16 protein-coding genes are annotated in these 18983 nt (G+C 73.9%); 4 read left to right on the top strand and 12 right to left on the bottom strand.

Annotated elements, in window-relative coordinates:
* Positions 1 to 86: 86 nt before the first annotated feature.
* Positions 87 to 1121: a cytochrome P450 gene (locus tag ABTY04_RS21035; RefSeq protein ID WP_352214871.1), complete on the bottom strand. Its 1035-nt coding sequence runs from the start codon at positions 1119 to 1121 to the stop codon at positions 87 to 89.
* A complete protein-coding gene (locus tag ABTY04_RS21030; protein WP_352214870.1) occupies positions 1076 to 1315 on the bottom strand; it encodes a hypothetical protein in 240 nt (79 codons plus the stop codon). Before ABTY04_RS21030 ends, ABTY04_RS21035 begins: the two co-directional genes overlap by 46 nt.
* 229 nt (positions 1316 to 1544) lie before the next feature.
* Between ABTY04_RS21030 and ABTY04_RS21025 the strand changes: the two genes are divergently transcribed.
* Complete coding sequence (locus ABTY04_RS21025) at positions 1545 to 2087, top strand: hypothetical protein (protein ID WP_352214869.1); 543 nt, start codon at positions 1545 to 1547, stop codon at positions 2085 to 2087.
* A 75-nt stretch (positions 2088 to 2162) separates the two neighbouring features.
* Here the strand turns inward: ABTY04_RS21025 and ABTY04_RS21020 are convergent, their stop codons facing one another.
* Positions 2163 to 2516, bottom strand: a complete 354-nt coding sequence (locus tag ABTY04_RS21020; RefSeq protein ID WP_352214868.1) for a VOC family protein — start codon at positions 2514 to 2516, stop codon at positions 2163 to 2165.
* 121 nt (positions 2517 to 2637) lie between these two features.
* Positions 2638 to 3381 carry a class I SAM-dependent methyltransferase gene (locus ABTY04_RS21015; protein WP_352214867.1) on the bottom strand — a complete coding sequence of 248 codons (744 nt, stop codon included), beginning with the start codon at positions 3379 to 3381 and terminating at the stop codon, positions 2638 to 2640.
* A 329-nt stretch (positions 3382 to 3710) separates the two neighbouring features.
* On the opposite strand from ABTY04_RS21015, the gene ABTY04_RS21010 reads away from it, so the two are divergent.
* Positions 3711 to 4832: a nucleotide disphospho-sugar-binding domain-containing protein gene (locus ABTY04_RS21010; protein WP_352214866.1), complete on the top strand. Its 1122-nt coding sequence runs from the start codon at positions 3711 to 3713 to the stop codon at positions 4830 to 4832.
* A gap of 77 nt (positions 4833 to 4909) precedes the next feature.
* Here the strand turns inward: ABTY04_RS21010 and ABTY04_RS21005 are convergent, their stop codons facing one another.
* A complete protein-coding gene (locus ABTY04_RS21005; RefSeq protein WP_352214865.1) occupies positions 4910 to 5485 on the bottom strand; it encodes a TetR/AcrR family transcriptional regulator in 576 nt (191 codons plus the stop codon).
* A gap of 122 nt (positions 5486 to 5607) precedes the next feature.
* On the opposite strand from ABTY04_RS21005, the gene ABTY04_RS21000 reads away from it, so the two are divergent.
* Positions 5608 to 6054 (top strand): nuclear transport factor 2 family protein, encoded by a 447-nt coding sequence (locus ABTY04_RS21000; RefSeq protein WP_352214864.1) that lies wholly within the window; start codon positions 5608 to 5610, stop codon positions 6052 to 6054.
* A gap of 116 nt (positions 6055 to 6170) precedes the next feature.
* Here ABTY04_RS21000 and ABTY04_RS20995 read toward each other — a convergent pair whose 3' ends face one another.
* The 6 genes from ABTY04_RS20995 to ABTY04_RS20970 all read right to left on the bottom strand — a co-directional run bounded on the left by ABTY04_RS20995 (position 6171) and on the right by ABTY04_RS20970 (position 16165).
* Positions 6171 to 7937, bottom strand: a complete 1767-nt coding sequence (locus ABTY04_RS20995; protein WP_352214863.1) for a thiopeptide-type bacteriocin biosynthesis protein — start codon at positions 7935 to 7937, stop codon at positions 6171 to 6173.
* A gap of 10 nt (positions 7938 to 7947) precedes the next feature.
* The gene (locus tag ABTY04_RS20990) at positions 7948 to 9933 is read right to left on the bottom strand and encodes a TOMM precursor leader peptide-binding protein (protein ID WP_352214862.1); all 1986 of its coding nucleotides are present in this window, start codon (positions 9931 to 9933) and stop codon (positions 7948 to 7950) included.
* Positions 9930 to 11756 carry a serine/threonine-protein kinase gene (locus ABTY04_RS20985; RefSeq protein ID WP_352214861.1) on the bottom strand — a complete coding sequence of 609 codons (1827 nt, stop codon included), beginning with the start codon at positions 11754 to 11756 and terminating at the stop codon, positions 9930 to 9932. The genes ABTY04_RS20990 and ABTY04_RS20985 overlap by 4 nt, the downstream gene beginning before the upstream one ends.
* Positions 11753 to 12928: a lantibiotic dehydratase C-terminal domain-containing protein gene (locus ABTY04_RS20980; RefSeq protein ID WP_352214860.1), complete on the bottom strand. Its 1176-nt coding sequence runs from the start codon at positions 12926 to 12928 to the stop codon at positions 11753 to 11755. The genes ABTY04_RS20985 and ABTY04_RS20980 overlap by 4 nt, the downstream gene beginning before the upstream one ends.
* Positions 12929 to 13045: 117 nt before the next feature.
* Complete coding sequence (locus ABTY04_RS20975) at positions 13046 to 15862, bottom strand: lantibiotic dehydratase (RefSeq protein WP_352214859.1); 2817 nt, start codon at positions 15860 to 15862, stop codon at positions 13046 to 13048.
* Between the two features lie 111 nt (positions 15863 to 15973).
* The gene (locus tag ABTY04_RS20970; protein WP_352214858.1) at positions 15974 to 16165 is read right to left on the bottom strand and encodes a thiazolylpeptide-type bacteriocin; all 192 of its coding nucleotides are present in this window, start codon (positions 16163 to 16165) and stop codon (positions 15974 to 15976) included.
* A 497-nt stretch (positions 16166 to 16662) separates the two neighbouring features.
* Between ABTY04_RS20970 and ABTY04_RS20965 the strand changes: the two genes are divergently transcribed.
* Positions 16663 to 17217, top strand: coding sequence for a YbaK/EbsC family protein (locus ABTY04_RS20965; protein ID WP_352214857.1), 555 nt, complete (start codon positions 16663 to 16665; stop codon positions 17215 to 17217).
* A 194-nt stretch (positions 17218 to 17411) separates the two neighbouring features.
* Here ABTY04_RS20965 and ABTY04_RS20960 read toward each other — a convergent pair whose 3' ends face one another.
* Complete coding sequence (locus tag ABTY04_RS20960; RefSeq protein ID WP_352214856.1) at positions 17412 to 18647, bottom strand: M20 metallopeptidase family protein; 1236 nt, start codon at positions 18645 to 18647, stop codon at positions 17412 to 17414.
* Positions 18648 to 18983 lie beyond the last annotated feature (336 nt).

Genomic DNA, 18983 nt, shown 5'->3' with positions numbered 1-18983 from the left:
CGTTGGAGATCGTAACGGAGGGGCGCCGCGTGCCGGCGGGTGAGCACCGCAGGTGCGCGGCGAGGCCGCGGGCGGCCAAGCGGCCGTCAGCCGAGGCCGTGGACAGGGGTGAAGTCCAGTGGCAGGGCGACAGGGCCCCGGGTGTACAGGCCGGTCTCCCGGTACCGGAAGCCGGGGCTGTAGCGGACCTGGTCGAGCCGAGGCAGGAGCATCGCCGCGACGGTTTCTGTCTCGGCGCGAGCGAAGGCCGCGCCGACGCACTGGTGGAGTCCCGTACCGAAGGACAGGTGCCGGGCGGCTGCGGTGAAGGAGCGGGCGGCGCCCAGGTACGGGCGGTGGATGTCGAAGGTGTCCGGGGAGGTGAAGGCGCCGGGGTCGCGGTTGGCCGCGCCGATCATGCAGAAGACGGTGGCACCTGCCGGGACAGTGGTGCCGGCGAACACGGTGTCCTTCTCCGCCTGGCGGGGGATGAGCTGGACCGGTGGCGTGAAGCGCAGGGTCTCGGCGATCGCCGCAGGCAGCAGGTTCGGGTCCTGGCGGACCTGTGCCAGCTGCTCGGGGTGGTCGATCAGATGCTTGAAGAGCAGGGCGAGGGTCTTGTCCGCGGGCTCCGTGGAGGCAGCCAGAACGTTGATGATCAGTGCGGTGACGTCGCGATTGCTCATGGCGACGCCGTCGAATTCGGCGGTGCACAGCTGAGATATCAGGTCTTCGCCGGGACGGCGGCGCCGCTGTTCGATGACGGGGACGAGGTAGGCCTCCAGCTGCTCGGCACATTCCATGCAGTGCCGTCGGCGCTCGGGGGTGAGCGCCGGGCTCGTGATGAACTCGGCGACCCCGCTGTGCCAGGCGGCCACCTGCTGCCAGTCCTTTCTGTCCAGACCGAGGACGTCGAGCGTCACGTGGACGGCGAAGGGCTTGCCGAAGTCGTTGACCAGGTCCACGCGGCCCCGAGGAAGGAAAGGTGCCATGAGTTCGACGGCGTTGGCGTGAATGGCGCGCAGCCGGTCCTGGAGGGCCTGGCCTGTGAAACATCGGACGACGATCTTCCGCTTGGCGGTGTGCTCGGCCCCGGTCATCTGCGCGAGGACCGGCCCCCGCACCACCGGCTCGGCGCGCACCGCAGGGTCTTGGTGGTGAACGCCTCGTGGTCGGTCAGCACCCGCTTCACGTCCTGGTGGCGGGAGAGGAAGTAGCTGTCGATCTCCGGCTCGTAGTGCACCGGAGCCTGGTCCCTCAACTGTGCGAAGGAGCGGCAGGGGTCCGCGGCGAAGCCCTGGGACAGGACGCTGAAATCGTGGTCGACCCTGGGCATGGGGGGAAGCCTCTCGACGTGCGCGGTGGGGGAAAGAGCGGGAGACGGGGAGGGCTGCGGTCGCGGCGAAGGCGGGCAGCATGCGGTGCCGAGGGGATTCGGCCAAGTCGTCACCTCCAGACCCGCACGGGGTGCAAGACGAGCGAATGGTTGTACGGGTTGCTCGCGTTGCGCGGCCAACGATCCGGCCGGCTTTCCCAGACCCGTTCCGTCTTGTCATGATCCAGCCATGACCGATTCCGTCTCGCCCGTGTACGAGGCCCGCTACGGCTGGGATCCGAAGACCACGGCGGTAGTGGCTCTCTCTGCCGTTTTCACCGCAGCTCTGCTGCTCCCGGACATACCGCCGCTCGCGCGGGTACTGGGCCTGCCGCTGTTCGGCGCGGGCGGGCTGTTCATGGCTTACGTGGCTTTCAGCCACAAGGTCGCGTTCCGTGTGGACGAGACGGGCGTGCTCCTTGGCGGAAGCCCCGCCAGGTACAGGGCCACCAGCGCCCATGTGCCGTGGAGCGACATCACCGCCTTCGTGCTCTGGCGCCAGAACGCGGGCGGAACCTCTCTCCCGTACGTAGGGGTGACACGGAGGGACGGCGCTCCGCCCTTGCCCGGGGACGGCCCGAAGGCCCGCGCGGTCCTCGGCGCGCTCGTGCCGGTGCCCGCCGAGGTCGCGGTGGCTTCACGAGCGGTTACCGGGTGGCGCTTCGACAAGAAGCGGCTGATCGCCGCAGCCGCCCATTTCGCGCCCGGCATCGCAGTGCGCGACCACTCCTGACCGACGAGTGGATCCCGTCGGGCGAGCCGGGAGCCGCGGACACCGCCGGCGGCGTCCGCGGCCGTACGGGCCCGATCAGGCGGGCTGCCACAGCTCGACCCGATTGCCCTCAGGATCGGTCGCCCAGCCGAATCGACCGACGCCCTCCATGTCCTGAGTCTCTTCAGCCACGTCCGCTCCCTTGGCGCGCAATTGCGCAAGCATCGCATCAAGGTCGCGGACCCGGAAGTTGAGCATGGTCTGCTGGGCACGGGACCCGAAGTAGTCGGTCTCGGACTCGAACGTCGCGAACACCGTCAGCCCGGCTCCCTGACGCCACAGGCCGTGCTCATCGGCGTCCAGGCCCAGGCAATCGCGGTACCAGGAGCTCAGGGCCGCCGGGTCGGCGGCCCGCATGAAATATCCACCGATTCCAAGCACACGTTCCATGCCGCCATCTTGCCAGGACGGCGATCGGGCGGGCCGGCACCACACCATGGCCCGCCCCGTTCCGAGGTCTTCGGCGGGGTGGAACCGTACTCACGGTGCGGCCAGTCGGCCAGTCGGTCGGTCAGGCGCGGCAGCGCAGCATCTCCAGCGCCGGGTGCGCGAGGAAGTCCGCCCAGAAGTCCTCGCCGAACTCACGGATACCGGCTTCGGACACGTGCAGCGGAACCCACTCCACCGCACTGAACCCGGCCGCCCGCAGACACTTCTCGTAGACCTCGCGGCGCGGGGCCGCGACGACGATGCTGATCGGCACCGGGTCGAGGAGAGCGGTGACGCGCACCCGCGGACCCGTCTCGATTTCTTCGCCGGTCGGCTCGCAGAGGAACCCGTACGTGGCGAGGGATGCACAGTCGAACCGGTAGTCGGGGTTCTGGGCGAGCACGAAGAACTCCCCACCCGGCACCAGGTTCCGGTGGATGTTGCGGCACATCCGTTCCATCGCTGCGATGTCCTCGGCGTAGTTGAGGCACTGCACTCCCAGCGCGATGTCGAAGCGCCGATCGAGAGGCTGCAGCCCGGCCACGTCGCCGACCTCGTAGCGCACACCCAGCGGGTCACGCTGATCGATCTCCCGCGCAGCGGCGATCATCTCGACTGAGATGTCGACCCCGAAGACATCCGTGGCGCCGCGCCGCTTGAACTCCCTGCTGTAGAAACCGGTGCCGCACGCCAGGTCGAGAACCGACTTGCCGCGCACGTCCCCGACCAGGGCCAGGAAGCTCGGCACTTCCCCGTAATGCATCAGCGGCAGGGACTTGAACCCCTCGAACGCCTCACCGATCTCGTCGTACTGCTGCACGCTCATGTGACGCCCCCTCCTGTGCTTCGTCCTGTACACACGGCCACGCCGGGCCCCCGGATGCGGAGGCTCGCCGGTCGCGGCCGTGGCAGAAAGTCTGCGCCGCCCCGGTCCGGCTGCCGTACTGGCAGATGACACAAAGAAGTTGACCGGCAGATCCTCCCATCGCCCAACACGACTTCACATCACACCCCCGTCCTGCGTCCGCACCAGAACGTCTGAAAATCGATCGTTCTGGGGGAACGCAACACGCCTGCCGATCAGTTGATCAAATTGAACCGGGAGCGGGCCGCACGACTCGTCCCCGACCGGCAGACCACTGGCAAGGAGCAAACGTGCGCATACTCTTCACCGGACCGGCCTCGGCCGGCCACCTCTTCCCGATGATCCCGACGGCGCAGGCCCTGCGCGCCGCCGGCCACGAGGTGCTGTTCGCGAACTCTCAGCCGCTGAAGCAGCTCCGCGAGGCCGGTTTCCCGATCGTCGAGATCGGCGACGGCCGCACCATCCGGGACGTGTTCGAGCAGTTCACCGGCGAGGAGGTGCGCTACGTCGCCCACGACATGACCCCGGACCAGATCCTCGACAGGGCGGCCCACGCCTTCGCGCTCGTCTCCCGCCCCACGGTGGACGGCCTGCTGCAGACCGCCGAGAGCTGGGGCGCCGACCTGCTGGTCTACGACTCCTTCCAGGCCTCCGCCCCGCTCGTCGCCGCCAAGCTCAAGATCCCCTCGGTGATCCAGAATTTCGGTGTCACCTCCGGCCACGACATGGTCGCCCGGCTCGCCGCCAACTTCACCGAGGCGTACGACACGTACGGGGTGGCCGGCCCCGCCAAGCCCACCGCGCTGAACGTCGTGCCCGCGTCGCTCGGCGGTGACCCGGACGGCCTGCGGATGCGCTACCTCCCCTACAACGGCGGCGGCATCGTCCCCGCCGAGCTGCTCCGCCGCGGCACCCGCCCGCGCGTTGCCGTCACTCTGGGCACCGTCCTCACCGAGGTGGACGGCGTCCGCGCCATCGTCCGCCTGATCGAGGCCTCCGCCTCGGTGGACGCCGAGTTCCTGCTCGCCGTCGGCGACGCCGACCTCACCCCGCTCGGCACCCTTCCCGACAACGTCCGCCCGCTGCCCTGGATCCCGCTCGCCGAGCTGCTGGCCGCCTCCGACGCGCTGATCCACCACGGCGGCTCCGGCACCATGCTCACCGCCCTGCAGGCCGGCCTGCCCCAGCTCCTGCTCCCGCAGGGCGCGGACCACTTCACCAATGCCGACGCCCTCACCGCGACCGGCGCAGCCCTGCGCTCCGCCTCCGAAGACGTCGACGCCGCGCTCCTCACCCGCCTCATCACCGACCCGGCCCTGCGCGAGGCCGCCGCTCGTCTCCGGGCGGAGAACGCCGCCCTGCCGACCCCGGCCGAAACGGTCCCCGCCCTGGAGGCCCTGACCACCGCCTAGAGGGTTGATCCGACCGGGCGCAGATTTTGCAGCGGCTGCGACCCGTTGGATCCGCGGAAGGCTTGAGATCCTTCGGCTCAGCGGGGTCGCAGCCCGTCGAACACCACACTGAAGATCCGCTCCCGGGGCGCCGGGTCGTCCTCTTCGAGTTGTTCCATCGCCCTGCTGGTGCCGGCCAGCAGGGCGATGAACTCCGGCAGACCCAGTTCCTGGCGGACCGCCCCGGCCTGTTGTGCTCCGGCCAGCAGCTGGGCCAGCCGTCCCTGGATCTCCATGCTCGGGGCCTGCAGGGACGCGTGGACGTCCACCCCGGCCGCGGCAAGGGCCTGGGCGAACTCGGTCTTGCCCGCCGACTGCTCCACCACCAGGCGGAAGCAGGCGAAGAAGGCTTCGGCCGGCGCGGTCTCGGCAGCCAGTCGCGCGGTCTGGGCTGCGATGGTCTCCAGCCTTCGCACCACCACCGCCTCCAGCAGTGCCTCCTTGGTCGGGAAATGCCGGAAGAGCGTGCCGACCCCGACCCCGGCGGCCCGGGCGATCTCCTCGGTCGGCACACCGGCGCCGCGGCTGGTGAACACCTCCGTGGCAACCTCCAGCAGCCTGGCCCGATTGCGGGCCGCATCCGCCCGCAGCGGGCGCTCAGCAGCGCCACTCATCCGTCTCCCGCCTTTCTCGGCCGACGCCGAATCCACTCTGGACAAACGGAGTTGGTAGTCCGTATCGTAAAAACGGAGTTGCTAGTCCGATTCTAGTTGGCGGATCCCACTGGAGGTTGATCATGTCCGAAACGCCGTCACCCCGCGAGATCTTCCAGAAGCTGATCGACGGTATCGGCGCGGGGCGGTTCACCGAGCTCGCCGAGCTCTACGCCGAGGACGCCGTGGTGGAGACCGTCTTCGAGCCGGTCGGCCCCCGCCGCTTCGAGGGGAGGGCCACCCTCAAGGAGCGGTTCGCCGAAGTCTCCGCGAGCTCGCCCGTGGAGCTGACCCCGATGAACGTGGTCGTCCGGGAGACCGACGACGCGGAGGTGATCGTCGCCGAGTTCGACTACCGGGTCCACCACCGGGTGACCGGACAGACCTTCACGTCCTCCAACATCCAGGTACTGCGGGTCCGCGACGGCCTGATCGTCAGCAGCCGGGACTACCACGACCACCTGGCCTTGATCGTGGCCGGCGGCGGGCTGCCGCAGTTGGTGGCAGCGCTGGAAGGCAAGGCCGGCTGACGCCGTCAGCCCCCGGGCCGGGTCGGGGGAGAGGGGCCCGGCCACCCTTCGCGGCGGCCACCGCGTGCGTTTGGCCGGCATCGGCCCTTCGTCGTGGCCCCGCGTCGCTGCCCCGCCTACGACCGCCGGTCGGCGTCGGACGTGCCTGCCCGCAGCTCCAGGCGCCCGAGCGGCATCAGGTACTGGACCGGCTCGTCGAGATCGTCCAGGCCGAGCAGCTCGTGCGCCAGGTCGTCGTGCAGGCCACCCAGCGGAATCGTGGCCAGCCCGAACGCACCGGCCGTGAGCTGGAGGGTCTGGGCCAGGTGCCCGGCCTCCAGCAGGCCCAGCCGCAGTGCCCGCAGCCCGTACCGGCGGCGGAGCAGCCCGAGGTCCAGGTGGACCGCCAGCACGGCCGGTGCCTCGTCGATGCCGACGAAGTCCGGGTCGTCGGCCGGGCGTGAGAAGTACGACGACAGCGCCTTGAGCCCGCCTAGGTCCGGCGCGGGTCCGAGGGCGACCAGCGACCGCCGCTCCGGCACGCAGTGGTAGGTGCCGGGGGGAAGCCCTGCCACGGCGAGCGCCAGCAGCCGTACCCGGACGCTGTAAAGGGCGCCCGCGCTCGGATACGGGCGGTGGTGCAGGGTGCGCTCCGTACCGTCGGCCAGGGGCTGCCGGGACACATGGCTCGGCGCGTGGGCGTGCCACAGCACCCCGCCCAGTTCCTCTGCAGTGAGCGGCCCCCGCAGGGCTCCGCGCGCCGAGCTGCGGCGGTGCAGCGCCTCGGCGAGGGACAGCTCCGGCAACACGGCGGCGGGCAGACCGCGTTCGGCCTCGGCGCGGTACCCGGACGAGACGCCGGGCCGTGCGATGCTCCGTACGGCGGAGTCCTGTGCGCGACCGATCTGGAACTTGCTCTGCTCCAGGTACTGGTAGTCGGCCGCGCGCGGACCGGCACCGAAGAAGCCGTCCTCCTCCTCCGTCTCCAGCAGGGCGCGGCCCGCCAGCCGGCAGACCGCCCGCTCCTCGTCGGGGGTGACCCCCAGCCGGTTGAACAGCATGTGGAGCTGTGAGGCCCACACCCACAGCCGGCGGTGCGTCCGCACCGGCGCGTCCGGCCGGTCCGCAGGGGGTACGGCGGTACGCAACCGGATGTCGGCCGCTCGCACCTGCCGGGCCCATTCCGTGAGCCAGGTCGCGGCGGAGCCGTCGTCGAGCCCGGCGCGGACCGCCCGGGCCCGCCGCCCCAGGTTCGTTCGCTGCGCAGCGAACACCGTGTTCACGCGGGTGTGGACGGCGGCTCCGGGCAGCGGCCGCACCTCGGCGGCCCAGCGCCAGGAGGCGGCGTGGCGGCGCAGCCAGCCCGCGGAGGCCAGCTCGTCCAGGCCCAGGGCGTACGCCGTGGCGTGGGCGAGGTCCAGGGCGAGCCGCAGCCGGTCGGCCCGCCCGGGCACGGCGCGCAGGGCGGCGACGGCCGCGCGCGTCGAGTGCACGAACACCTCCTCGGCCACCGGGAGCGCGGCCGGACCGCCGTAGCGCTCGGTCTCCGGCTCGTACGGCGCGGCGCGCACCTCCCCGTGCCGGCCGGGCCAGGGGCCGGTGACGGGAGTGGTGCCGCCGGCCAGCAGGGCCAGTTCGGCGGCGAGTCCGGCCGCGTCCTGGGCGGGTGCGGCGCTGCGGAACCTGATCCGCAGGTGGGGCCCGCCCTCGTGGTAGCGGATGAAGAACCAGGCGCCGCCGTCCGGCCCGAACCGGCCGTCCATCAGCGGGGCGAGCGCCCCGGTGACGAAGGCGTCGGTGTCCGCGCCGTCGGTGTGCAGGGTCAGGTGCAGGCTCTGCCAGACTCCCACCGGCGTGACGGGAGACGCGGGCGCGTACGGGTACGGGTACGGGTGTTCGGTCATCGGGTCGTCCTCACGGGAACGGGTGGGGGTACAGGGGGAGTTCGTCGTATCGCAGCGGACGGGCGGTGCGTCCCAGCCGGTGGGGCACCTCCAGCAGCCGGGGCAGCCCGAGCGTGCGGCGGTTGACGTGGCCGAACGTCATCGGGAGGGTGCCGGGCACGATCACCTTGGCGCAGTGCAGCCCCAGCCGGTCCCGGATCCCGGGCTCGTCCTGCGTCACGACGACCACCTCCAGCCCCTCGGCGGCCAGCCGCGCGACCGTCTCCGTCAGCAGCCGGGTGAGATCGGCCACCGGCGTGGGAGCGCCGGGCCACCGTTCCTGCCAGGAGGCCTCCCCGCTCCCGGCGAACAGGAACTCCAGCCGGGGCTGTGCCTCCGGCAGGGTGTTGAGGCCCACGTGGTCGTCGAGGTCGACCACCAGCTCGGGCCGCGCCAGCATGGGCCGCAGCCGCTCCGGGTCACGCGGCCCGCCTGGGCCGGCCTGCCGGCGCACGGCGTCCTGGACGTTGGTGACGACCTCCGCCACCGCCGAGCGGATCGCGGCGCACGGATCGTGGTGGGCCCCGGCGGCCAGGAAGGTGCGGGGAGCGTCGGACCGGTTCCCCTCGTAGCGGCAGAGCGAGACCACCGCCGGGATGCCGAGGTCGTTGGTCGCGTCCAGCAGATGCAGCCGGTATCCCATCAGCCCGGCGCGCGCGGCCAGGGCGTTCACCAGCGGGTCTTCGGCGGGCAGCGCGACGCCGGGCAGCGGCGTGCGCGCGTACCACGCCATCAGGAAGGCGTCCCGTTCCGCCACCTCGAACAGCCCGTAGAGCGCAGCCTCCTGCGGACTGTTCCCGAGTCCGCAGCCGTTCGAGGACTCGTAGACCACCCGTGCCCGGCCCGGCCCCTGCGGCAGGTCCCAGTACGCCACGTGCTCGGGCACCGCCCGGGCCCGGCCTTCGGTGAGCGACCAGCCGTACACCCAGTCCAGCTCCAGGTCCGGGCGGTACGGGACCGTCCGGGCGGCAGGGTGACCTCGGTGGGCCGGGTCGGGCAGACCGAGCCGGGCGGGATCCACGGCGGTCTCCGGGCCCAGCTCGGCGAAGGATGCGCGCAGGACGGTACGGCGGCCCAGCGGGCGCATGCCGGCCAGCCGCTCCACGCCCTCGAACAGTGCCACCCGCTCGCTGGAGCGGAAGTCGGCGGAGCGCCCGTATCCGCCGTCGTCGAGCAGACGGCCGTCCGTCACCCAGGCCGTGGTCAGGGCGAAGGCAGAGTTCTCGGTGCGGAACAGGCGGCGCACCGGGCCGAACCGCTCGTCGTACAGCTCGGCCCGCAACCGGTCCGCGCCCGTACGGTCGTTGGGGCCGCGCAGCACTGCGGGGTCGGGCAGCGGCTGCGGCGTGTCCGGAAACCCGGCCGTGGCGGGGGAGTCGGCCGGCAGCGGGCGGCACACCGGGCAGCCGCCGACCGGGCCGACGCGATGGGTGGACCAGGTGGCCCGGTGCCCCTGGACGATGTGGACGGTGGAGGGCGGCGGAGCCCCCGCCTCCGCGGCGGGCCCGGGCTCCAGCAGGCCGGCAGCAAGCAGCAGGGCCGCCTCCGCCAGGGCCGGGGTGCCGGTACCGCCGAGCGCCAGCCGGGGGCTCTGCCAGGGCACCCGGCCGCCCGTGGTGGCCAGTCGCCGGTACTCGGTGCACGACAGGCACGCCCGCGTCGAGGGCTCCAGCACGGGGCCGATCACGGTCAGTGCGCCGTCCTCGCGCACCGGAACCAGGCGCACGGGATGGGCCAGTGCATGGCGGCTGAGCCGCTCCGCCAGCTCCAGCGTCCAGGAGGTGAGGTGGACGATGGCGGCGCCGCCGGTGGTCTTCAGTGCCGCGGCCGGATCCAGGACGGGCACGGCGCTGGCGGCGGTGGCCACCACCGTCGCGTCAGCAGCCGTGGCGTCAGCGGCCGTTGAGCCCGCAGCAGTCGCCTCCGCAGCCGTCCCGTTCGTCACGACCCCGCTCATCGGGCTCCTCCCCGCCCGGCCAGGACGGTGAATCCGCACGCGTGCAGGGCAGCCCCGACCGGCCCGGAGGGTCCGGCCGGGCCGCTGCCGTCGAGGTCCGCCTCACCCGGCTGCCAGGGTTCGGGGCGCAGCCCGGTCAGCCGGGCCAGCGCCGAGCACAGATCCGGCTCCCGCCGGGCGATCCCGGCCAGCCAGCGGTCGGTCCATCCCTCGTCCGTCCAGGCCGCCGACTCGACTTCCGCAACCGCGAGCGGTGCCTCGGCCCCGCTGAACGCGGTGTGCACGGCCCCGGCCGGACCGTGCTCGGCGGCCATGGTCCGGGTCACCGCGCCGAGCGCGGCCAGGGCCGCGGCGTCGGCGGGTGTCGCCTCCACCGCACGGGCGGCCACTCCTGCGGTCCCGGCCCGCGCAGCGGGGTCCCGTACCACGGCCAGGTAGGCCCGCTCCGCGGTGAACCGGTGAACCGTCATCTCCATCGGAAGCCCCAGATGCCGGGTCAGCACGGTCCACCAGTGGCGGGCCTGCGGATGCGCGCGCCATTCCTCCTCGCTCAGTGCGCGACCGGGGCCGGAGGAACCGGCGGCGGCGAGGGCGGCACGGCGCAGGGCCCGTCCCAGGGCGTGCCCGGGGCCGGCGCCGACCGCCACCGGGCCCGGCAGCCCTTCGGCCAAGTGCAGTTCGGCCGCACGGCACGCTGCGGTGAGCCGGGCCAGGTCCGCCCGGGGCGCACCGGCCACCAGCGGCCCGGACACCGAACGGCAGGCCGCGAGCGCGGCGGGCAGCTGGGGCAGTCCGCCCGGCTGCGGTGCGTCGAGCACTCCCAGGTACCGGTCGCCCAGTGCCCCGGTACGGCGCAGCGCCTCGGCCAGGTTGCCGGCCGGGGCGGGGGAGAGGGCCGCGGGATCGGCCGGCCCGGTCACCCACGGATGGTAGGACGCGTGCGGCGGCCGGGCCACCGCGACCAGTACGGCGGGACGGTCCGGGAGCAGCAGAGGGTCGTCCTCCCGCCCGGCCGGATCGGGCAGACCGGCCGCGACACACAGCAGCCGCTGCGCTGCGGAACCCGCCAGCAGGGCCGTCAGCGCCGCCGCTTCCCCCGCTGTCGCCCCCGTTGCCTCCCCTGTCTCCCCGGCGGGCGCGGGGCCGCCGCCGGGACGCAGACGGGCGGCGATCGACTCGGCGTCCGAACGCACCCGTTCCGGAGCGGCCGGGGCCGTGGCGAAGCCGCCGTCGGCGGTACGGGCCACGGCCACGGCCATCGGCGGAGTGCCGGCGACCGCCATCACCCGGTCGGCCGGCAGGCCCGCGTCGCGGTACACCTCCGGCGGGGTCCCCGCGCGGTCCAGGGCCCTGATCAGCGCCCTGGCGAGCGGCCCGTCGGGATCGGCGGCCGCGACCACGGGCCGTGCGGCGGCCAGGGCCGCGGCCGCCGGCGCGGGCCGTTGCGCGGACGCTCCCAGCCAGGCGGCCGGTTCGGCCGCGCCCGCCGGATACTCGGCGAGCAGGCCGTGCGCGTGCAGCTGCGCGGTCAGCGCGGTCAGCGCGGCTCCGACCCGGGGATCGGCCGGATCGAGGCGGGGGCCGGGCCGGGTCCGGGGACAGGACCGGTCCCCGTCATCGCCCCGGCCGTACTCCTGCGCGCCCAGGACGTCCCCGGTCCCACGGCCGAGCTGCTCGGACAGCAGCTCCCACAGGGCGGGCAGGGCCTTGCTCCCTTCGAGCGTCACGCTCCCGTCCCGGCCGCGCAGGTGCAGACCGGCCCGCAGAGGGGTGACCGCCACCCCGGGCCGCAGCCGCGTGCACGGCGGTTCGGCGGGGGTCACGGCGTCCCCTCCACAGCGGCGATGACCTCGTCGATGCGCGCCTGCCACCGGTGCCCGGTGAGTTCCGGAACGCTCCGTACGACGAGGTGGGCGGCGAGGCAGCGCTCCACGGGCAGGACGTCGCAGACGACGAGGAGCCGGTACAGCCCGTTCGTACAGGCCCGGTTGACCAGGTAGTCGGGGCGGCTCCACATCGTGCCCTGCGGGTCCGAGCGGTGCAGCCGCCGGTGGAAGTCGCTGTACCGGGTGCGTACCTGCCCGTCCCAGCGTTCGAGGGTGGCCCGGTCGCCCAGCGCCGCGGCCCGGTCCCGGTACTCGGCATGCACCCCGGTGAAGTCCGCGCCCGCCCTGAACCGTTCCTCCGCGATCCGCCAGGCGCCGGCGGACCAGTCGGCCCAGGCCCGTTCCCAGCCGGCCGCACCGCCGCCCGCGATCCGGCCCACCAGCGCGGAGATCCGCCCGCCCGCGGCCTCCCAGCGGCGGTCGAAGGCCGCCCGCAGCCGCCCGTCGCGGTCCTCGTGGACGAGGAAGTCCTCCAGGTGGGAGACGTACGAGTAGTGGCCGCCGACCAGTCCCTCGGGGTGCGCGGCGGCATGGGCCGCGAGGGCCGCCACCACGAGTTCGACCCGGGCGGCGGAGGTGTCCGCGCGCTCGCCGAGGAAGGCGGTGCCCGCCTGGAGGGCGGGCAGGCCCAGGGCCAGCAGGTCCTCGCGCAGCCGCACCCCGTCCGGGCCGATCAGCGCCTCCAGGGAGGATTGGTCCACCGGCTCCACCCGCACGGTGTTGTCCGGTACGAGCGGGCCGTACGGGGGCGGGATCAGCTCAGCCCGCCCTGCCATTTCGGCCTGAGCCAGCAGCTGCTGCCCGTCGGCCGCGGCCCGCGACGGGTGCGAGGCCACGCGGGCGCGCAGTTCGGCGGCGGTCCGCTCGGCCGCGGCTGCCACCGCCCCGGGGTGGCCGCGCAGTCGCAGCCGCAGGTGCGGGCCGTGGAGCCAGTGGCGTTCGACATGAGCGGTCAGCCCGTCCGCGGCGGCCCGTCGGGCGAGGGGCAGCACGGCTTCGCGCAGGAGCGGCGCCTTGACCGGCTCGTAGTGGTGGACGACCACGTCAAGGGCCGTGGCGGCGGGCGAGTCGGGCCGGGCGGTGTCCGGGCCGGTGGCCGGGGCGTTCATCGGGTGTCTCCTCGGCGGATGACGGGCGGGGTGGTGGTGCCTGCCGGGCAGGCGGACGCAGCGGCGCGGGTGGCGCAGGGAACTCGGCCGGACCGAGCGGCCCGGCCGGACCCGGATTCAGCCGGACGGGGCGGTGCGTGCAGGCCGGTAGGTCTCGGCGATGAGTTCCACGGCATGCGCGGGGCGGCTCCGGCCGCCGGAGTCGGGCAGCGCCTCCTCCAGCACCACGCCGCGCGGATGGCGGGTCAGCCAGCCGGAGAGGCAGCGCAGGTGCAGGGCGCTGCCCAGGTCGAGGGCCTGGGGCTTCGGCGCGCGCAGACTCCGTACGAAGTCCTCGACGGGCCGCCCGGCAGCGGGCTCCGGTACCGGGTGCAGGAACAACTGCTCGGGCAGGCCCAGCAAGGCCCGCCAACGGGTCACCGCGGCGGCCGGGATCTCGCCGGGGTCGGCCGCGAGGTCGGCGCGGAGCGCGGCCAGTACCCCTTCGGGCAGGTGCCAGCGCCGCCGGGCGATCACCGCATGGCGGTGGCGCAGCCGGGGGGTGCGCCGCACCTCACCGCCGGGGACGGTCACGGTGCGGCGGGGGAGGAGCCGGCGGAAGTCCACGACGCCGCCCGGGTGGTCGCAGAGGAACGGCGCGAGGCGCTGCGGCAGCATGACCGGGGCGAGGAAGCCCAGGTAGAGGACGTCGACGGGTTCACCGGTGGCCCGCAGCCGGAGCCGGAGCTGGTCGGAGGCCGGGTCGTGGACCAACTCCACATCGGCTTCGGCGAGTGCGGCCCGGTACCGGTCGGGGCCGATTTCCTCGCCGACCAGCAGCGGGTGGAGATTGGCGTTGAAGCCGCCCACCGGCCGGATCTGGGCGGCCCGCGCGCCGTCGCCGAGACCGCGGCGGATCTCGCGTGCCACCTCGGCGGCGGCACCGCGGGGCAGGTCGTCCAGGAAGCGGCTGGTGAAGCGGCCCCAGCCGCCGTACACGTGGTTGACGCAGAGCAGGCCGCCGGGGACGGCGCCCTCCGGTCGATCGGCCGGAACCGGTTCCGCCCGGGTGCTTCCGGCGGCCGGGACCGCGTGTTGGACGAACCACGCGTAGCTGAGCGGGCGGGCGGCGGTCCAGCCGGGCAGCCGGGCGGCGAGCCCACGCACCTCTTCGGCGGGCAGGACGACCTCCTCGGCCCAGCCGCCGGGAGCGGCCGCCACGGAGGCCCGTACCCGATCGACGAACTCCTCCCGCAGCCGGGCCAGTTCGGCTGGCTCCCCGGAGAGCCCCGGATCACCGGCCGGCCGGACGGCGAGGCGTGCGGCCTCCTCCCACGCGGCGGCGGTGTCGGCGCCGAACTCCCAGGGGGCCGGACAGGTTCCACCGCGCCCGTAGCGGGAGACGAACCGCTCCAGTGCGGCCCGCCGCATCAGGTGTCCGAGGTCGAACAACTCGGCCAGAGCGGTCAGTTCACCCAGCACGGCCCGGTCCGGCCCGGTCAGCCGGCCGGTGGAGACCATGTCGCCGGTACGCACGCCGAGCCGACCGGAGTCCGCGGCGAGTACGTCCTCGGAGAGTACGTTCAGCGGGGCGGCATCGGCCGGCACGGGCCGGCCGGCGTCGGCCAGAACGCGGCGCCAGCGGTCCGCCAGGCCGGCGAGCAGGGCGGGCCGGTCCTCGGCCCGGGCGTTCGCGAACCGGGCGGTGTCGGCGGCGATCCGGTCGATCCGGTCGGTCAGGGCCGCGTCCTCGGGCCACTGCCGCAGCCAGTCGGCCAGAGCTCGCAACGGGTGAGGGTGCTGCGGGTCGACGGGCTCCACGGGCACCAGCAGGCCGCAGTCGGCGAGTCGGCCGAGGAAGCCGCCGACGGCGGGGTCCGTGCGCGGGCGGCCGAGGGCCGGACCGAGTCGGGCGGCCAGTTCGTCGAGGGTCGCGGGCACGGCGGCGAGCGTGTCCAGCGCGGTCAGGGCGGGGCGGGCCGCGAGCTCGATCGTCTCCTCATGGGTGACGAGGTACCGGCCGCCCGCGAAGAGCGTACGGTCCCGGGTGTACAGGGCCCGGCCGTCCACGGTGGGCCGCGCACTGCTCGTCATGCGATGGGCGAGCACGCGCCGGCGGCGCGGTTCGTCCAGCAGCGCGGCGACGAGCGCCGCGACGAGGGTCCGGTGCTCCCGCACCACGGACCGCAGCGACGCCGGCGACGTCAGCGGCTGCATCGGCTCCGGCGGCAGGGCGGCCGGACCGCCCCTCCCCGCGGCGGCTGCGTCAGCGCCGCCCGCACCGGCTGACCACCCCACGGCGGTGAACCAGGACAGCGGGCTGGTCTTCGTACTGGCACGCAGGGCGTGCCGCAGCACCGAGGGCTCCTCCTTGCGGGCCCTGCGCCCACCCTCGTCCCGGGCGGCCCGGGACACTGCGCGGAGCAGGTCGGCACTGGTGAGCGCAACGGCCCGGGCGAAGCCGGGGGAGCGGCACAGTTCCGCGAGGACGGAGCGCTCGGCGGTCAGGGCGTCGGGGACGGCCCCGGCCAGATCGGTGAGGAGAGTGGCGCGGAGTCCGTGCAGCGTCAGCCAGGTGCCGAGCCGGGGCACCCGCGCGGGCAGATCACCGAGACGGGTCAGCAGGACCGGGCGGGGGGTGCGGCCGTTGTGCAGCGCTCGCCGCAGCGGGAGCACCACCTGGCGGTGGAACTCCTCGTGGTGCCCCGGCCGGGAGGCGAACAGGTCGTCGCACAGGGCCGGACGCAGTGCGTCCTCCTGTGCCGCGAGGGTGGTGAGCCGGTCGAGCAGGGTCCGTACCCGCGCGGCTTCCTCCGGCTGTGCGGGGTGCGCCGTCACCGTGGTGCGGACCAGCGCGTACGGGGCGGTCCCCGCCGGCGGCCCGGCCGGCGGGCGAGGGGTCCCCGACACGGGCGCGACGTGTTGTGGTGCAGCCGGCTGGGCGGGGTGCGGCATGGCGGGCTCCTGTGGTGCGGTACGGGCCTGTGAGCTGTCTTCCGGCTCGGGCGCAGCCCGTGCGGCCGGCCCGGGTGGGCCGGCCGCACGGGAGCGGCCGTGTCACAGCCGTCAGACGACGGGCGTCTCCACCTGCGGCTGGGCGCAGGAGGACGAGGCCTGACAGGAGCAGGAGCCCCACGAGGCGCCGTTCTCGGGCAGTGCGGCGGTGTCGCTGATGGCGGTGACGGTCAGCTCGCTGAGGTCGAGGTCGAGGTCCAGGTCGAGGTGGTTCGTTCCGGTGCTGGAAGAGATTTCGGACATGCGGATTTCCTCTCGCTTCTGAGGGATGGCAGAACCGCGAAGTCGGCGTCGGCCGGCCGACGCCCGCGGACGACGGGCGGAGTGCCCCTGAGGAACAGATGGTTCGAAGGCGGGGCATCCGAAGGAGCGTCGTGGTGCAGCACGAGTCTCTGCCGCGGAACGGGCCGACGGCAACTGCACTTGTCATGTTGGCCTGTTGTCCGGGTCTGGTCCGTCATGTCGCGGCGGGCCGCCGGTCCCCGGCCGGCAGCCGTCCCGACGGCGCCCGCCCCCGTTGCCGCGGGGCGCGCTCCACGGCGGGAGGGGAATCGCTGCTCGTGGCCGCGGGAAGCGCTACCGGGAACAGGAGGTTCCACCGGACGACCGGGCCTGGCCGCGGTCGCCCCGGACCGCCGCGAGGCAGTCCGGGTGGTCCCTTCGCGGGCGTGGTGAACCGGTCAATCTCCGGGAGTCCGAAGCCCCGCCGACCCGACGGTCGACCGGGCACAATGGCACGCATGCGCGCACCCATCGGATCCTTCGACAACGCCCGCCCGGCGCCGGACTGCCTGGCTGAACTCACCGGGCCGGTGGCCGAGGCCGTCCGCGCCTGGCAGGGCACCGTCCCGGCCGAGGACATCGTGTACGTCGACACCGACCCGGCGATCGCGGACACCGCCGCCTTCGTCGAGCACTACGGACAGGAGCTTCTCGCGCAATCGGCGAACTGCGTGATCGTCTCCGCCAAGCGCGGCGGCGCGTCCGTGCTGGCCGCGTGCCTGGTCCCCTCCGCAGCCCGGGCCGACGTCAACGGCGTGGTGCGCCGTCACCTCGCGGCGCGCAAGGTGTCCTTCGCGCCGATGGACACCGCGGTGCAGCTCAGCGGCATGGAGTACGGCGGCATCACCCCCATCGGCCTGCCGTCGGACTGGCCGTTGCTGGTGGACTCCGCCTTGATCGGGCTGCCGTACGTACTGGTCGGCAGCGGCCGCCGCCGCGGCAAGCTCATCGTTCCCGGGAAACTCTTCGCGCAGCTCCCGGGCGCCGACGTCATCGAAGCCCTCGCTGCCTGACTCCGGCGCGACCGGTCGATGCGGCTCCCCGATCGGGTGATGTGCTGGGCTCGGGCTGCTCCTTGCCTCCTTCGTCCTGGTCAACGTGCTGATCGGTGTCGTCCTCAACGCCCTGGGGAGGCGCGCGAGACTGAGGAAGAAGCGAACCGCACCGAGCACGTCGCCGCCAGGCAGTCCGCGGGGCGCGCGGCTCGTCACCGGGGAAGCCCGGCCTGCAGGGCCGCTGCCGCGTACAGGGCGGCTCCGGTGGCCAGGGCGTCCTCGTCGAAGACGACACGGCTGGAGTGGAGGTCGGGGGAATCCGCGGGAGCGATACCGGGCGGGCGCGCACCGAGGAAGGCCATCACGCCCGGCACCAGCTGCAGGACGTACGAGAAGTCCTCGGCGCCCATGAACGGCTCGGCCAGATGGTGGACCCTGCCCGGTCCGAGGAGCGTGGCCGCGGTGTCGCGGAGAGCGGCTGTGGAGGCGGCATCGTTGACGCAGGGCGGGTAACCCTCGGTCAGGCCGACGTCGGCGTGCACTCCGTGAGCGGCCGCGACATGGTGGGCGACACGCATGATGCCGTCGCGTACCAGCTGCCGGGCGGTGGGGGAGAGGGTACGGAAGGTGCCGCGGATCTCGGCGGTCTCGGGGATGGCGTTGGCCGCCGTGCCCGCATGGATCGAGGCGACGGTGAGCACGACCGGATCGAAGACGTCGACGGTGCGTGTGACCATGGCCTGCAGGGCCTGGACGATCTCGCAGGCGACGGGGACGGGATCGAGGGCCCGGTGCGGCGCCGAGGCGTGTCCGCCGCGGCCGCGTACGGTCACGTGAAGCCCGTCGGAGGCGGCGAAAGTGGGGCCCGGCCGCAGATGGACGGTGCCGCTGTCGAAGCGCGTGGTGATGTGCAGGGCGAAAGCGGCCGCCACTCCCGTGCCGTCGGCGGTCTCCAGCACTCCCTCGTCGATCATGTGCCGGGCGCCGCCGCCGGATTCCTCCGCCGGCTGGAACATGAAGACGACGCGGCCTGCCAGCCGGGAGCGGCGGGCCGCCAGCAGCCGGGCGGCCCCGACGAGCATGGCGGTGTGGGCGTCGTGACCGCAGGCATGCATGGCGCCCGGAAGCCGGGAGGCGAAGTCCAGACCGGTCTCCTCGTCCAGCGGGAGCGCGTCCATGTCGGCGCGCAGCAGGACCGCAGGGCCGGGCCGGGCGCCTTCGAGGGTGGCGGTGACGGAGCTCAGGCGGGAGCCGGTGGCCAGGTCCAGCCCCAGGCCGCCCAGTGCCTCCAGGACGGCCTGCTGCGTGCGGGGCAGATGCGTGCCCAGCTCGGGGAAGCGGTGGATGCTCCGGCGCAGCGCCACGATGCCCGGCAGGGCGGCGTGCGCGTCCGCCGGCAGCCCCGCGAAGGCACCCGGGAGTGCGCCGTCGCCTCCTGCCTCCGTCACCGCGCCACCACCGGGAGCGTGTTCACGTCCGGGGCCCGGCAGGTGTCCGGCACGGCGAGGGTGCCGGCCGGAGGAGCGACACGCATGGCATCTCCTTCACGAGAGCGGGTAGTACGGCGACTGTCATGTGTCCCCCGCATCCTCGGTCGCCACGCCGGGCGACGCGGCGGGCCGGGGGAGCCGGCACCGTACGGACGCCGCCGAATGGGCCCTGCCCGTCGGCGTGTACGCGCACGTGCCGGCCGACGAGTGCAGCACGCTTCCTCGAAGCGTTCGCGTGTGCGCACCCTCGCGCCGAAGTCGCCCGATCGAAAGGAGGACCCGTGAGCGGAGGCG

The sequence above is a fragment of the Streptomyces sp. NPDC097981 genome, assembly GCF_040302565.1.
GTDB lineage: Bacteria > Actinomycetota > Actinomycetes > Streptomycetales > Streptomycetaceae > Streptomyces.
The sequence above is the reverse complement of the archived record's forward strand: the minus strand, read 5'-3'. Positions and strand labels throughout refer to the sequence as shown.

Bases quoted from the DNA above. Each gene is read 5' to 3' on its own strand.
- ABTY04_RS21030 (WP_352214870.1), bottom strand. From the start codon at position 1,315: ATGCCCAGGGTCGACCACGATTTCAGCGTCCTGTCCCAGGGCTTCGCC.
- ABTY04_RS21025 (WP_352214869.1), top strand. From the start codon at position 1,545: ATGACCGATTCCGTCTCGCCCGTGTACGAGGCCCGCTACGGCTGGGAT.
- ABTY04_RS21020 (WP_352214868.1), bottom strand. From the start codon at position 2,516: ATGGAACGTGTGCTTGGAATCGGTGGATATTTCATGCGGGCCGCCGAC.
- ABTY04_RS21015 (WP_352214867.1), bottom strand. From the start codon at position 3,381: ATGAGCGTGCAGCAGTACGACGAGATCGGTGAGGCGTTCGAGGGGTTC.
- ABTY04_RS21005 (WP_352214865.1), bottom strand. From the start codon at position 5,485: ATGAGTGGCGCTGCTGAGCGCCCGCTGCGGGCGGATGCGGCCCGCAAT.
- ABTY04_RS21000 (WP_352214864.1), top strand. From the start codon at position 5,608: ATGTCCGAAACGCCGTCACCCCGCGAGATCTTCCAGAAGCTGATCGAC.
- ABTY04_RS20995 (WP_352214863.1), bottom strand. From the start codon at position 7,937: ATGACCGAACACCCGTACCCGTACCCGTACGCGCCCGCGTCTCCCGTC.
- ABTY04_RS20990 (WP_352214862.1), bottom strand. From the start codon at position 9,933: ATGAGCGGGGTCGTGACGAACGGGACGGCTGCGGAGGCGACTGCTGCG.
- ABTY04_RS20980 (WP_352214860.1), bottom strand. From the start codon at position 12,928: ATGAACGCCCCGGCCACCGGCCCGGACACCGCCCGGCCCGACTCGCCC.
- ABTY04_RS20975 (WP_352214859.1), bottom strand. From the start codon at position 15,862: ATGCCGCACCCCGCCCAGCCGGCTGCACCACAACACGTCGCGCCCGTG.
- ABTY04_RS20970 (WP_352214858.1), bottom strand. From the start codon at position 16,165: ATGTCCGAAATCTCTTCCAGCACCGGAACGAACCACCTCGACCTGGAC.
- ABTY04_RS20965 (WP_352214857.1), top strand. From the start codon at position 16,663: ATGCGCGCACCCATCGGATCCTTCGACAACGCCCGCCCGGCGCCGGAC.